At 32.8% G+C, this 14,772-nt stretch carries 14 protein-coding genes; 10 read left to right on the forward strand and 4 right to left on the reverse strand.

Going from position 1 to position 14,772, the window contains the following annotated elements; translation table 11 throughout:
- Positions 1-8 precede the first annotated feature (8 nt).
- The 4 genes from lpdA to ACJJVO_RS06355 all read right to left on the reverse strand — a co-directional run bounded on the left by lpdA (position 9) and on the right by ACJJVO_RS06355 (position 4,660).
- Positions 9-1,409 carry a dihydrolipoyl dehydrogenase gene (lpdA, locus tag ACJJVO_RS06340; RefSeq protein ID WP_405571856.1) on the reverse strand — a complete coding sequence of 467 codons (1,401 nt, stop codon included), beginning with the start codon at positions 1,407-1,409 and terminating at the stop codon, positions 9-11.
- Between the two features lie 98 nt (positions 1,410-1,507).
- Positions 1,508-3,115 (reverse strand): S41 family peptidase, encoded by a 1,608-nt coding sequence (locus ACJJVO_RS06345; RefSeq protein ID WP_405571859.1) that lies wholly within the window; start codon positions 3,113-3,115, stop codon positions 1,508-1,510.
- A gap of 275 nt (positions 3,116-3,390) precedes the next feature.
- The gene (locus ACJJVO_RS06350) at positions 3,391-4,161 is read right to left on the reverse strand and encodes a LuxR C-terminal-related transcriptional regulator (protein WP_405571860.1); all 771 of its coding nucleotides are present in this window, start codon (positions 4,159-4,161) and stop codon (positions 3,391-3,393) included.
- Positions 4,162-4,198: 37 nt separating this feature from the next.
- Entirely contained in the window at positions 4,199-4,660 is a 462-nt protein-coding gene (locus tag ACJJVO_RS06355; protein WP_405572691.1) for an Lrp/AsnC family transcriptional regulator, read from the reverse strand.
- Between the two features lie 169 nt (positions 4,661-4,829).
- Here ACJJVO_RS06355 and ACJJVO_RS06360 point away from each other — a divergent pair, with 169 nt between their 5' ends.
- The 10 genes from ACJJVO_RS06360 to ACJJVO_RS06405 all read left to right on the forward strand — a co-directional run bounded on the left by ACJJVO_RS06360 (position 4,830) and on the right by ACJJVO_RS06405 (position 14,667).
- Positions 4,830-6,029: an aminotransferase class I/II-fold pyridoxal phosphate-dependent enzyme gene (locus ACJJVO_RS06360; protein WP_405571863.1), complete on the forward strand. Its 1,200-nt coding sequence runs from the start codon at positions 4,830-4,832 to the stop codon at positions 6,027-6,029.
- Positions 6,030-6,175: 146 nt separating this feature from the next.
- Positions 6,176-7,645, forward strand: coding sequence for a Na+/H+ antiporter NhaC (gene nhaC / locus ACJJVO_RS06365; protein WP_405571864.1), 1,470 nt, complete (start codon positions 6,176-6,178; stop codon positions 7,643-7,645).
- Positions 7,646-7,788: 143 nt separating this feature from the next.
- A complete protein-coding gene (locus ACJJVO_RS06370) occupies positions 7,789-8,427 on the forward strand; it encodes a peroxiredoxin (protein WP_405571866.1) in 639 nt (212 codons plus the stop codon).
- Positions 8,428-8,520: 93 nt separating this feature from the next.
- Positions 8,521-8,829: a thioredoxin family protein gene (locus ACJJVO_RS06375; protein WP_405571869.1), complete on the forward strand. Its 309-nt coding sequence runs from the start codon at positions 8,521-8,523 to the stop codon at positions 8,827-8,829.
- A 154-nt stretch (positions 8,830-8,983) separates the two neighbouring features.
- Entirely contained in the window at positions 8,984-9,241 is a 258-nt protein-coding gene (locus ACJJVO_RS06380) for a DUF6952 family protein (RefSeq protein ID WP_092443256.1), read from the forward strand.
- A gap of 169 nt (positions 9,242-9,410) precedes the next feature.
- Positions 9,411-9,980, forward strand: a complete 570-nt coding sequence (locus ACJJVO_RS06385; RefSeq protein ID WP_405571872.1) for a Crp/Fnr family transcriptional regulator — start codon at positions 9,411-9,413, stop codon at positions 9,978-9,980.
- 62 nt (positions 9,981-10,042) lie between these two features.
- Complete coding sequence (locus ACJJVO_RS06390; RefSeq protein ID WP_405571875.1) at positions 10,043-11,047, forward strand: NAD-dependent epimerase/dehydratase family protein; 1,005 nt, start codon at positions 10,043-10,045, stop codon at positions 11,045-11,047.
- Positions 11,048-11,356: 309 nt separating this feature from the next.
- Complete coding sequence (locus ACJJVO_RS06395) at positions 11,357-12,142, forward strand: hypothetical protein (RefSeq protein WP_405571878.1); 786 nt, start codon at positions 11,357-11,359, stop codon at positions 12,140-12,142.
- 180 nt (positions 12,143-12,322) lie between these two features.
- Positions 12,323-13,195 carry a pentapeptide repeat-containing protein gene (locus ACJJVO_RS06400; protein ID WP_405571881.1) on the forward strand — a complete coding sequence of 291 codons (873 nt, stop codon included), beginning with the start codon at positions 12,323-12,325 and terminating at the stop codon, positions 13,193-13,195.
- Entirely contained in the window at positions 13,192-14,667 is a 1,476-nt protein-coding gene (locus tag ACJJVO_RS06405) for an NACHT domain-containing protein (protein ID WP_405571883.1), read from the forward strand. The genes ACJJVO_RS06400 and ACJJVO_RS06405 overlap by 4 nt, the downstream gene beginning before the upstream one ends.
- The last annotated feature ends 105 nt before the right edge of the window (positions 14,668-14,772 follow it).

Raw genomic sequence — 14,772 nt, forward strand, 5'->3', positions numbered from 1 at the left:
GTAATGGTCTAAACGTGTAATGCTCTATCGTCTGTTGCTGCTAAAGCGGCTTCTTTTACTGCTTCTGCAAAGGTTGGGTGTGCATGAGACATACGAGAAATATCTTCTGCAGAGGCTCTAAATTCCATAGCGGTTACGGCTTCTGCAATTAAATCTGCACAACGTGCACCAATCATATGAACACCTAATACTTCGTCTGTTGTTTTATCAGCTAAGATTTTTACAAAACCATCAATATCACCACTGGCTCTAGCTCTACCTAATGCTCTAAAAGGAAACTGACCCACTTTATATTCTACATTATCAGCCTTTAATTGGTCTTCTGTTTTACCAACAGCAGCAACTTCTGGCCATGTGTAAACCACACCTGGAATTAGGTTATAATCGATATGTGGTTTTTGTCCTGCCATAGTTTCGGCAACAAAAACACCTTCTTCTTCAGCTTTATGCGCTAACATCGCTCCTTTAATGACATCACCAATCGCATAAATATTAGGCACATTTGTTTGTAAATGCTCATTCACTTCTACCTGTCCTCTATCGTTTAACTTTACACCTGCAGCTTCTGCATTTAAGCCAGCAGTATAAGGTTTACGACCAACAGACACTAAACAATAATCACCTTTAAACTCTACAACTTCGCCTTTTTTGTTTTCAGCTTTTACAATAACTTCATCTCCTTTGCGCTCTACAGACTGCACTTTGTGAGATAACATCATTTTGCATTTGGATTTCTTAAATACTTTATTTAATTCTTTAGACAAACCAGCATCCATAGTTGGTAAGATTCTGTCCATATATTCAATAACAGTCACCTCTGCACCTAAACGACGGTATACTTGCCCAAGTTCTAAACCTATAACTCCACCACCAATGATAATTAAGTGTTTTGGAATTTCTTTTAATTTTAAAGCTTCGGTTGATGTTATGACGCGTTCTTTATCTAAAGTAATAAATGGTAATGTTGAAGGTTTAGATCCTGTGGCGATAATGATCTTTTTTGCTTCAATCTCTTGTGCATCTTTACCTTCAATTGTAATATGAGTGGCATCTTTAAAAGACCCTAAGCCTTCAAAAACATCAATCTTATTTTTCTTCATTAAGAAATCAATTCCACCTGTAGTTTGATCTACAACAGCTTGCTTACGACCAATCATCTTTTCTAAATTCACTTTGATCTCACCCGGAATCTCAATACCATGCTCTTCAAAATGTTTTGTGGCTTCTTCGTAATGGTGAGAAGAACTTAATAATGCTTTACTTGGAATACAACCAACGTTTAAACACGTTCCTCCTAGAGTAGAATATTTTTCAATAATTGCAGTTTTCATGCCTAATTGTGCGCAACGTATTGCTGCTACATATCCACCAGGTCCAGAACCTATTACTGCTACATCGTATGATTTCATAAAGATATTTTTTATCTAATTAGATTTAATACAAACAAAAGTACAATTTAGATTACTGATTTGCCAATTTTAAAACCTCTTATTAATGAACTTACTATTTAGTGTTTTCCTTCTATATCTTCTAAAACCCAATTCAATTCTGGATCAATATTATGCAATCTATCCTTATAAGTTGGTATAATTTCTATATCTGGTTTTACACCAAAACCATCTGGACTTACTTTAAATGGAGCATCGAGATGTGCAAGTCCTATTCTCGCACGTACTTTTGTGTTTGGCAATTCGTATATTTTATAATAGCCTGCAACGGTACCGTTATAAGCTCCTCCTGTTTCTTCACCAACAAAAGTAGCTCGTTGGTTCCCTTTTAATTGTGTTGATAATACAGACGATGCCGAAAATGAGTTTCCATTAATTAACACATAAATTTTACCTTTAAAATTTAGAGGCTTAGGTTCTTGCGCTTTAGACGATTTAAATTTATAGTATAATTGACCGTCTTCTTTACTTGATTTTAAAACATCTAAAGTTGCAAATACAGGTACAACCAAACTACCAAGAATCTTAACTCCAGTTGGTGTTGTGTTGCTCATAAAACTTTTTATCATTGGAAACCTCGTATTCACCTCACTAGGATTTATCATATTGAAATTTTTATCTGTTAGGTAACCGTACAAATAGGCAATTTCGTTTAATCGTCCACCAAAATTATTTCGTAAATCTATAATCAATGCTTCAGATTGAAGTGAATCAATAATCTTAAAACTGTCATCATAAAAATCTTCATAATCATATCTAGAAAACCCTCTAATTTTTAATAAAGCGACTGAACTGTCTTTTCCTACGAAATTAAGATTCCGAGTGTACTCTTCTCTATCAGCTATAAAACCATATTTTTCATTGTGTTTAGTTTTGGCCTTACGCTCTAACTTTTTAGCCTTGCGTTCTGCTTTTGTGAGTTTTATGTGTTTCTTATCCTTTAGTTTAAGTGAGTCAGACTTTAAAGAATCTTGTTTTAAACTCGGTAAATCCTTTTTTAAAATGCGCTTGTATTGTTTTACAAATGTAGAATCTGTATTTCTAAAAGTTAAACTTATACTATCAAAACGGCCTTTATCAGCAGCATAATAACTCATAAAACGGTTACCTGCTATTCTTTGATGAAATGTAGTATTATAACCGTCTGAAGCTATCAAGCCTTTGTATTTTTCAAATAAATCTTGGGTGTCTTCATCTTCTACTTTTAAGACTTCAGCATGAATTAAAACAGAATCTTTTCCTCTTGCATTTGCTATAAATAGCTTCCCTTCTAAATATTCAAAATCTAAATTATTAATATCGAATTTTGCTCCTCTTAAAGCTTTTCTTTCTTTTCTATTAAAACGTATACTTGGCGGAGACACAGACATGTGACCTTGACCAACATACTTGGTAACTGCTGCCAATTGCTTGTAAAATGTACGACTATCCATAGGCGCATTAATGGCTGTTTTTAAACTATCAAACTTAAAATCTAACACGTCCTTTGATGTAAACTGATACAAATGAGGATGATGACGCTGTAATTGCTCATAAACCTTATCTATATCTTCATGCAAATCTGCTACAGCATGCCGTTTTGAAATTTGTTCATTATGTTTTTCTACACTAGCACAAGATGTTATTAAAAGTAAGAGACAAAATAGGGATAGTAGTTTATGATTCATATTAGCTTAATTTTTAAAGTTCTAAAAACGGATTAGTAATTAATTTATACTCTATATATAGTATAGACGCAAAAACATTAAGAATGGTTGCCTTAATATTTTTTTTGAAGATAATTTTAACAATTACTTAAAACAAAAAAAAATAGTCCAAACTTTTAAATTATTTAAATAATCTATAAGAATGGACATATTTTACCCTAAGATGCTGATAGCACTTCAAAAATGCATATTAATTTGTTAGTCGACAATACTCAATTTGAGTATGCCATTAATTTTTACAGCCAATGTTGATTCAATTTTAACATCCCAACAAGTTCTCCCGTTGAAGAAATCTTAAACTTTTTTAATATATTTCGTCTATGCGTATCTACGGTATGAGGGCTTATTTCTAGTTTTTCTGAAATTTCTTTACTAGTTCGGTTTAACAAAAGTAACCTGATGACATCGCGCTCTCTATTGCTAATACCATCATGTAATAATTTTTGAGAAAAGTTATTAAAATAGATGGTTTCGTATTCGTTTTTAGAATTAAGCAGTTTTGCAGAGGCTGTAATATCCATTTTAATATTGGGATCTAAAACCGTGTAATGTGCTAAACCAATTATAGGTTTGTTTTCCGAATCAAAAACCAACGGAGTGGTATTCTGAATAATATTCACATAAACACCATCCCCATTTTTTATTCTAAAATTCCATGTGTAATTAGCATCTTTTCGTTTATCCTTTGGAATTTCATTCAAGGTAAACTCCATTAAATTATTAAGTGCTCCTAACCAAGCATCAATATCATCTGGATGAATTCTGCGCCAAAAATACCGCATACCATGCACCTTTAACTCATTAGGATCAAGCCCTAAACAGGTGGTATAATTTTTACTTACAAATTCAAACGTTAAATCTTGAGTATTGGTCACACAGAAAAATGTTGAGCTATAAGGTAGATATTCATCTAACTCCATAAATTTCTCTATGTGTTCTCTTAAAAACGGCTTGTCGTAAGATTGAAATATAAATTTATATAAATCTTTAATTTCAGTATACTTCATATTATAAAATTAAAAATTTATTCTAAACAAAAAAAAATTATTTAAACGAGATAACCGTAGTATGCTTCACTTCATTAATCATAAACATACTGTGTGTACTACCAATATGGTCTATTTTAGTTAGTTTTTCAACCATAAATTCACGAAAAGCCTTCATGTCTTTTACTAAAACTTTAACTAAATAATCATAGTCACCACTAAGATGGTAACATTCTAAAACCTCATTGAGTTGTTTTACCTCACGCTCAAACTTTACCACATACTCTTGCGTATGCTGTACCAGTTTGATATGGCAAAACGCCACAAAATCCTTTTGCACCTTCTCCTTGTCTACTAGTGCAACATATTGTTTTACGATACCCGTTTTTTCTAGTTTTCTAATACGTTCATAAACCGCTGTCACCGATAAGTTTAATTGAAGAGATAAGGCTTTGTTAGTTTGCTTACTATCCGTTTGTAATAAGTGAAGTAATTTACGGTCTATGGCGTCAAAAATCATAATGGTTATTTTTTCTGAAATAATTGCACAATATTCAAATGTAACGATAATAAAACTACTAAAATTAATAATCATAGAATATTACTCTATATATAAACACAACTATTGATTAATCATCTAAAATTATCGAAATTTGAATTAACTAATCAAAAAAATAATCAATTCTATTATGGCTTTTAAACCTGCAAACAATATACAAGACTTACAATACTTTGGTGAATTCGGTGGTGTTAATCCATCCATCTCTGATTCTTCAACCTATACCTTCTTATCTGCAAAAACCATGTTCGATACCTTTGAAGGTAATGCAGACGGTTGTTATTTATACTCACGTCACTCCTCTCCGTCTAACTTATATTTAGGTGAAGCGTTAGCGGCTATGGAAGGTACAGAAACCGCTACGGTTACAGCTTCTGGTATGGGAGCCATTACACCTGTATTATTACAACTTTGTGATGCTGGCGAACATGTAGTAAGTAGCAGAACTATTTATGGAGGAACGTATGCCTTCTTAAAAAACTTTACTCCACGTTTAGGTATTAACACCACGTTTGTAGACATCACTAAACTAGATACAGTAGAAGCTGCCATTACACCAAAAACAAAAGTATTGTTTTGTGAAACAGTAAGTAACCCTTTATTAGAAGTTGCTGACATTAAAAGTTTAGCACAATTAGCAAAGAAGCACAACATTAAATTAGTGGTAGATAACACCTTTTCTCCATTATCTATTTCACCAATAAAATTAGGTGCAGATGTTGTGGTACATAGTTTAACCAAATTTATCAATGGATCTTCAGATACTGTTGGTGGTGTGGTTTGTGGGACACAAGAATTAATAGACGACTTAAGAAACGTAAACAGTGGAGCTGCCATGTTATTAGGTTCTACAATGGACAGCATGCGTTCGGCTTCTGTATTAAAAAATCTGAGAACCTTGCACATTAGAATGATGCAACACAGTTATAATGCCACTTATTTAGCAGAAAAAATTGAAAACGACGGTCTAAAAACGGTATATCCAGGTCTAGCCTCTCACCCATCTCACGACCTTTTTAAATCTATGATGAATGAGAAATACGGCTATGGAGGTATGATGACAGTAGACGTGGGTTCGTTAGATAAAGCCAATGCCTTAATGGAATTAATGCAAGAGCGTAACTTAGGGTATTTAGCAGTAAGTTTAGGCTTTTACAAAACCTTATTTAGTGCTCCAGGAAGTTCTACATCTTCTGAAATTCCTGAAGACGAACAAGAAGCGATGGGCTTAAGCGATGGTTTAATTCGTTTTTCTATTGGTTTAGATGCAGATATTGAACGTACTTATGACATGATGAAATCTTGCATGAAAGAATTAGATATTCTTTAAGCAAAAAATCTCTTAAATATTTAACGGTTAGATGCTTATGTTACTATAAGGGTTTAACCGTTTTTTTTGTGTCATATTCTATGATTCGTATTCAATTTGCAAATGGCTTAACAAAATCGTAACATTACAGAACTAAACTGACTAAAATGCAAGAAAACGACGACCTAAGTGAGATTAAAATAGAAGATCAAGTAATTATAGACAATAAAGAACTTAGTTTTTTTGAAGCACTTATTCCTGTTGTTATTCTAATGGCAATGTTAGCTTATAACATTTTTTTTGTTGAAGATCAAGAATGGTTTGGAGGCTACACCAATCAAATTATTTTACTATTAGGTGGTGCTATTGCTGCCGTTGTTGGCTTGTTTAATAAAGTAAAAGTCAATAGCATGCTCAAAGAGATTTGGGAAAACCTCAGAAGTGTTTTTGTGCCTATTATGATTCTATTCTTAGTAGGTGCCTTAGCTGGTTCTTGGTTAGTGAGTGGAGTGATTCCTGCCATGGTCTATTACGGTTTACAAGTCTTAAGTCCCGAAATATTCTTACCAGCTTCCGTAGTCATTGCGGCTGTAATTTCTATTGCCACAGGGAGTTCATGGACCACCTCTGCAACCGTTGGTATTGCTTTAGTGGGTATTGGTACAGCCTTAGGCATTAATCCTGGTATGATTGCCGGAGCCGTTATTTCTGGAGCCTATTTTGGTGATAAAATGTCGCCATTAAGTGATACCACCAACTTAGCGCCTGCTATGGCTGGTACAGATTTATTTACGCATATTAAATATATGAGCATTACAACGGTGCCTACAATTATCATTACTTTAATTGTATTCGGAATAATAAGTTTTAATATAGATACAACAGGAAATGCTGATGTGAGTAACCTTCTCACTTCTATAGATAACACCTTTAATATCTCTCCATGGTTGTTTTTAGTACCTGTTGCTGTAGTGGCATTAATACTATTAAAAACAAAACCTTTAGTAGCCTTAGCGTCTGGGATTGTTTTAGCGATTATTTTCGCTTTCGTTTTTCAAGCTCCTATTTTAGAAGGGTTAGCCGATTCTAAATTTACGGCCATTATAAATTCAATTTTCACAGAAACGGCTATTGTTACTGACAACGAAAAATTAAATGATCTCTTTTCAGCAGGTGGTATGGAAGGCATGCTTTGGACCATCTACTTAATTATGTGTGCCATGATTTTTGGAGGCATCATGGATGGCATCGGAGCACTAGCGCGAATTACAAAAGCCTTATTATCTATAGCTACATCTATTTTCGGATTGTTTGCAAGTACAGTGTTAAGTTGTATAGGGCTTAATGTGGTGGCTTCAGATCAATATTTGGCGATTGTTATCCCAGGAAAAATGTTTAAACAAGCCTATGAAGATAAAGGCTTAGCACCAGAAAACTTAAGTCGTACACTCGAAGATTCTGGTACGGTAACCTCTGTACTAATTCCTTGGAACACTTGTGGTGCTTACCAAAGTGGTGTTTTAGGAGTTGGCGTGGGTGAATACATTGGGTATGCCATTTTTAACTGGCTGAGTCCTTTTACTACCTTATTATTTGCTGCTTTAAATCTTAAAATTAAGATGCTAAAAGCTAAATAGTTTTTATTTATTAAAAACAAAATTCATCATAGCAAAAATCTATCGCTTTATAAAAAATTAAAATTTGCTTAACGTAAAAATTAAGTAATGCTAAGTATCTTTGTGGTCGAAAATTAATAATCAATTTTAAAACTATAATACACATGGCATTAGTAGGAAGACAATTTCCAGATTTAAACGTAAACGCAATGAACGATATGGGCGACACTTTTAAAGTGAACGTTCTAGAAGAAGCGAAAAACAATAACAAAAAAGTAGTATTATTCTGGTACCCAAAAGATTTCACTTTTGTATGTCCAACAGAATTACATGCGTTTCAAGCGGCTTTAGGTGAATTCAAAAAAAGAAACACTATTGTAATTGGTGCGTCTTGTGATACTGCAGAAGTACACTTTGCTTGGTTAAGCACATCTAAAGATAATGGTGGCATTGAAGGTGTAACTTACCCAATTTTAGCAGATTCTAACCGTAACTTAGCTTCAGCTTTAGGGATCTTAGATACCTTTAATGAGCAATTTGATGAAGAAACTGGTTTAGTAACCGTTGAAGGTGATAATGTAACTTACAGAGCAACATACATCATTGACGAAGAAGGAACCATCCAACACGAAAGTGTTAACAACATGCCTTTAGGTAGAAACGTTAACGAATACTTGAGAATTATCGATGCCTTAACGCACGTACAAGAAAAAGGTGAAGTTTGTCCTGCAAACTGGGAAGAAGGAAAAGAAGCAATGCAAGCCAATGCTAAAGGGACTGCTGAATACTTAGCATCTCACTAAAACCTTACGTCATTGCGAGCAAATTGCGGCAATCTCATTATAACAAGCAGAAGGCTTCATAATGCTCGCAATGACTTATAAAATTCAAGAATTATGATACAAGAATTAGAACAAGATAATCTGCAAGAAATCATTAATGGTAACGGTACTGTTATTGTACAGTATTCAGCAACATGGTGTGGAAACTGTCGTATAATGAAACCTAAATTCAAGAAATTATCAACTGAAAATGAAGGGGCAACCTTTGTGATCGCTGATGCTGAAAAATTTCCTGAAAGTAGAAAATTAGCAACCGTAGATAATTTACCAACCTTTGCAACCTTCAAAAACGGTGAATTTAAAAGCCAGGTACAAACGAATAAGTTCGATGTGTTAAAAGAATTGGTGGACGACGCCGTATAACACACCATTGTTAAGTATAGCACAATCAAACCATAGAGTGTCCGGTTGAGCATTAACGAGAACAAAATATATGTTGAGCGAAGATAGCTTACAACGTAAGTCGAAACCTCAAACAATACCCAATTGCCTTTAACAACACAAAACACCATTAGCAATGAAATTACCTGTAATAAAACACCTAACGCAATTCATTGAAGACAATGATGAAGATTACATCATTGAAACGATTGAAACTTTAGAAGCCTTAACAGAAGTCCCTTCGCTTAAAGATGAAGAACTAGACGTTATTGGAGAATTAATCTCTAACATGTATGGTGCTATTGAAGTGAATAAAATGATTAAAGAAGGTACACCTAAAAAAGAAGCCGTTAACGGATTTATGAAACGCGTTTTAGGATCTATTGATAAATAAGAGAAAAAGAAAAATGAGTACAGTTTAAAACCACGTTGCGAAAGCAAGGTGGTTTTTGCTTTAAACGAGGTTTCACATGGTAAAATTTTCAACTATCTTCGTATAACAGATATATGAATTCTTACCCTATGACAGCTGCAACAGCATCATACCTATTTAAAACACACCCATGAAAAACTTACACCACTATATCCAATCACGATGTAACATATCCCAAACCGATAGCAGTCTAGTGGAAACCTATTTCACCTCCCAAAATGTACCAGCCAACACCCTACTCTTAGAAGCCGGAAAAACAGAACGCTATGTGTATTTTCTAAGTGAAGGCATTGTAAAGGGCTATCAAAATGTAGATGGTAAAATTGTAGTGCAACATTTAGTCGCCGAGCACGATTTCTTCACCTCCCTAGAAAGTTTTATGAGTGAAACTCCTGCTTCGGACTATTACGAAACCATTACCGACTGTAAACTACTTAAAATCTCTAAACCAGATTTCGAGCTCATCCAAGCGCAATCCACCTTTTGGAGCGACTTTATAAAAACAGTCACCAACGAGCACCTCAATTGCAAAATAGAACGCGTCAAAGATTTCCAAGTATTAACAGCAAAAGAACGCTATCTAAAGTTTATAACACAACAGCCTAACCTAGCCCTAAACGTCTCTGTAGACAATATCGCCTCCTTCTTAGGTATGGAACCGCAATCCTTAAGCCGAATTAGAAAACAGATCACTATCTAACATTTGTTATTTTGCAACGCGGCATTACGGCAGACCTTTACACAAACAAAAAAACAATAGTGATGAGTAAAGACTTAGCCTTAGTAACCGGTGGCAATGGCCATTTAGCAAACAATCTAATCCGTTTGTTGCTATCCAAAAACCAAAACGTAAGAACAACCGTTAGAGATTTAAATAACACCGCACCGTTTAAAGGTTTAAATTGTGAGGTGGTACAAGCAGATCTTCTAGACAAAGCAGCCCTAAGAAAAGCATGTAAAGACGTTACGCACATCTATGCCGTGGCCGCCAACTTTAGCATGTGGGCAAAAGATCCAAAAAAGGAGATTTACGACAACAACCTAAAAGGCACGCAAAATCTGTTCGATAGCGCCAAAGCATGTGGCATTACAAACATCGTCTATGTCAGTTCTGTAGCCGCTTTAGACTTTAACACCTTACCGGCCAACGTAGATAATGGGTATAACACAGACCGAAGAAACTGGTATTACAATTCTAAAAACGATTCTGATAAACTGGCTTTAACCTTAGGTGAAACATACAACATCAGAACCGTTCTCATTTTACCATCGGCAATGATTGGCTGCCAGGCTCACAAACTCAGTTATTCCAACAACTTAGTCTATCAAATTTTAAAAGGCGAAATCCCTGTAGACACCAACGTCACCTTAAACTGGGTCGATGTAAAAGACGTGGCTTTTGGCGCTTACCAAGCCATGCTAAAAGGCAAAGACCAAGAACGCTATATCCTCTCTAATCCAATACACACCACCTTACAAGACAGTGTAAACATAGCGGCAAAGCTATACCCAGAATTAAAACTAAAAACACCTAAAAAAGTCCCCAAATACCTATTGTATGCTGTTGCAGGCCTCATGGAATTGAGTAGTAAACTCACAGGAAAAGAACCCTTATTGCAACGCCATTATTTAGATATGTTTTATGGACTTAAACAAGATTATGATATTAGTAAATCTAAAAAAGAACTCAACTTTAATCCTAAACCATCAAAACAAGCTTTAGAAGAGACACTGACCTACTTAAAAACGGACTGGAAAGCGCAGTAGATTTAATTCATAGTTATGATATGAATATAAAACCACTTGGCGAAAGCAAGGTGGTTTTTGCGTTTTATAGGGTTTTGATGTTTATAGTTTATGGCTACGGTTTACCGTAATGGATCTAAATTAGAAGGTTGTAGCTTCGCTGTTGTATTAGAAAAACATACGTAGTTCTACGTATTGATTTACTTACAAATAACAATTATTTTTGCTAAATCTCTTTAATTTATAAATGTTAGGATTAACGTGCTATATTTAGGGATATGAATGATAAAAGTTATTATATAACGAGTTGTAAGCAATATCCACAAACCGATGAACGAGAATTTAACAGCAACATTAAAGTTGAACAGAAATGACTCTTTAATTACTCTAAATCAGAAATTAAGCGAATGTACAAACGCTGTTTTTTTTGGCATAAATTCTCTCGATAAAACAGATGAATTACCAGAATCATTGAGAGATGATGAAAATTCAATTTTCACTCATCAGCCACTTATGAAAATGGACTTTGAAAAAAGTCAAGAAAATTTTAAAATTTGGATTTTAAAGAAAGGTTTTGAAGATTTAATTTCTGCACTCAACGAATTAATGTTTAGTTTCAGTTATATCATAAATCTGAATGAAAAGATTAAAAAAAATCCAAAACAGACAATAGAGGAATTTAAAAAATTAATATTAGAAAGAGACAAAAAATTAACGAAACTTAGTTTTCCTGACTTAATAACCAAAATTGAGAAATCTTTAAAAAGTCCTCTCAAATATAAATCGGAAATGTTATCGTTGAATAAAACTCGGAATTGTTTAGTGCATAGAAATGGAATCGTGCATCCAAATGATTTTAATGTGGAAAACGGAATCGAATTAAATTGGTGGTATTATAACGTTGAAATAAAAAATGAAAATGAAACCAAAGAACTTGAACGACTTGATATAATTGACCTTGTTGAAGACAATTTACAAATGACTTCTATTAAAAAAACAAAATTTTTTAATGACAGAGAAAGAATAGTAATAAGTTTTCAAGAGTTTTTTGAATTAGCACATTTTTGTCAGACTGTAGGTTTTGATATGTTAGACAAATTTACATTAGCGAAATAAAATACTGCTTACAACACCGTATAATCCATTGCTAGTTCTAGCCTACTTACGAATATTCCTGCGGAATATTCTATTCAGTTTTTATTTGCTAAATTAGTTGCTTATACACGCAACGTATCATATACAAAACCGTTAGGCATATTTTAAAGAAACTAAGATTAACATCAAACAAATTAATAAATGTTAAAAAAAACAGACATAATAAAAAAAATAGGTTACCTCTTTTTGTTCTTAGGGTTAGCCCTTGTTTTTTTTCATAAATATCCGGACACTTGGCCATTTTCATTTTTGATAAAAAACTTTTACGCGAATTTTAGTGCAGAATTCATTAGTATATCGATAACCATACTATTAATAAATTATCTATATGAATCTAAGGAAGAGAAAAGCTTAAAACTTCGTTTGATTAGAGAGTTGGGGAGTGAGGAAAAAGGATTAAGTTCAAGAGCTGTTAAGGAATTGCGAGAAAAAGGGTGGCTTCAAGACGGTACTCTTATTAATGCTGATTTGAACAACGCTAATTTATCTAATCTAAATTTGAGTGGTTCAAATTTAAACGGAGTAAACTTAGAAAATGCAGATTTAAGTAATGCCAATTTTAGTAACTGCAAAATGAATGACACCAATTTGAGCAGTACAAAAGCATTACAGATAAATCTTGAAAATACAGAATTAAATAACGCTAAACTACACAGTTCAAATTTGTATTCTGCTATATTAAATAAAACTAAAATAAATAATTCAGATTTCATGAATTCTAATCTTGAACTAGCTGAAATAATAGATTCAGAATTTTCTAAATGCCAGTTTGAAGATGTTAATTTTCGAGTCTCCAATTTATCAAGAACAAAATTTATTGAGTGTATTCTTCTGAGAGCTGATGTTCATTCGTCCAATATAAAAGGTTCTAAATTTGAAAGATGCGATATAAACAATATTAAAAACTGGAGAGAATTAATTGAGAAAACTGATGATAGTTTTCTTGCTCCAAGAAATATTCCTGATGAATTCTTAGACTGTAATGATAATAACTCTCAAAATTCAGAACAATGATAGATTATACATTAAATAAATTAATCGAATCAGCATTTTCTGGTATTATGGATGCCTCCAAGAAAAAGAAATTAGCTAATGATATTGGGTCACATCTTGCAAATTTATATGAACGATTCCGTCTAACAAAGAACTTGCTGTTTAGAAACGAACCTATTGATTTTTATTCTAATTATTTACCTCTAACATTAAAAAGTGAAAATAATTTTCTAAGAATTAATAATCCCTTAGAGCTAATAGAAAATTATAGTAAAACTGTTATATTAGGAAGTGCTGGAAGCGGCAAAACAACCTTATTAAAATTCATTCTTTTAAAATCTATTGAGCATAGCAACAGCATTCCTATCTACTTAGAATTAAGAAACTTCATATCTGAAAAACACAGTTTTGAGGATTTTGTTTGTGATGCTCTAAGTCTTAATTACAATCAAGAAGTTAAAGAGCTTTTCGAGAGCGGTAATTTCATATTCTTATTTGATGGCTTTGACGAAATTAATTTTAGTCAAGGAAGGGATGTCATTGAGCAAATTCAAAAGTTTATTAACAAATACAACAAAAATAAATTTGTAATAACTTCTCGACCAGGAACTAATATAGAAAGTCTTTCACAATTCCATATTGTTGAAATAGCTCCATTAAATGTAAATGATATTTCGCTTTATATCGAAAGATTAGAGTTATCTAATCATAAAAAAGACATGTTTTACGATTCGATTAGGGAAGATTCAAATTTCCAACAATATCTAACAACGCCCTTATTTTTATCGATTTATATAAATTATATAATTGGCCAAAACGAATTAAATATTCCAAAAAGTAAGTCTATATTTTTTAGAAATATAATTGACACTTTATTTTCGAAACATGATTCAGTAAGCAAACTTGGTTATGTTAGAAACAAGCTCTCTGGCCTAAATAAAGATGAGTTAGAATATGTTTCAATTATCTTGGCATTTAGAGCTCTGATAACATCCAAATATATGTTTACCAAAGATAATTTAATTTCGGAATTAGAATTAATCAAACGAAATCAAGGAATAGAATTTGAAAATGAAAAACTTATTTATGACTTAACCATTACGGTTAATATTTTAATACATAATGTAGATTATTACTCATTTCCACATATATTACTACTAGAATATTTAGCATCACTTTTTATTTCAAGACTTTCTCTGAATACAAAAGTAGCATTTTATGAAAAGATATTAATGGGTAAACAAATTCAACTAAGTTCTAGTTTGTTAAATTTCCTTTACGAATTGGATACACAAATTTTTCTTAAAACTTTTTTGATACCTGTAATTGATGATTTCAATTTAAGATATTCAAATGAGAATTTAGAAATAGTTGTAAATGAATTCATCGAATTGAACTTTCGTAATTCAAATCGTAATTCTTTATTAAATCAATTACGAAATATGGTTAAAATAGATGATGATAATGAACTTGGCGAATTGTTCTCAATGTAAAAACTATGCCTAACAATGTATATAAAAAATAGGCGAAACAGCAATAAATTCAATGGCTTTGGCTCTTATCAGACTTTGTGCTTAACTGAAAGTTTCGTGCTTCGT

Origin of the sequence: Winogradskyella sp. Asnod2-B02-A (assembly GCF_045063645.1) — a bacterium.
In the GTDB taxonomy this organism is placed as follows: domain Bacteria; phylum Bacteroidota; class Bacteroidia; order Flavobacteriales; family Flavobacteriaceae; genus Winogradskyella.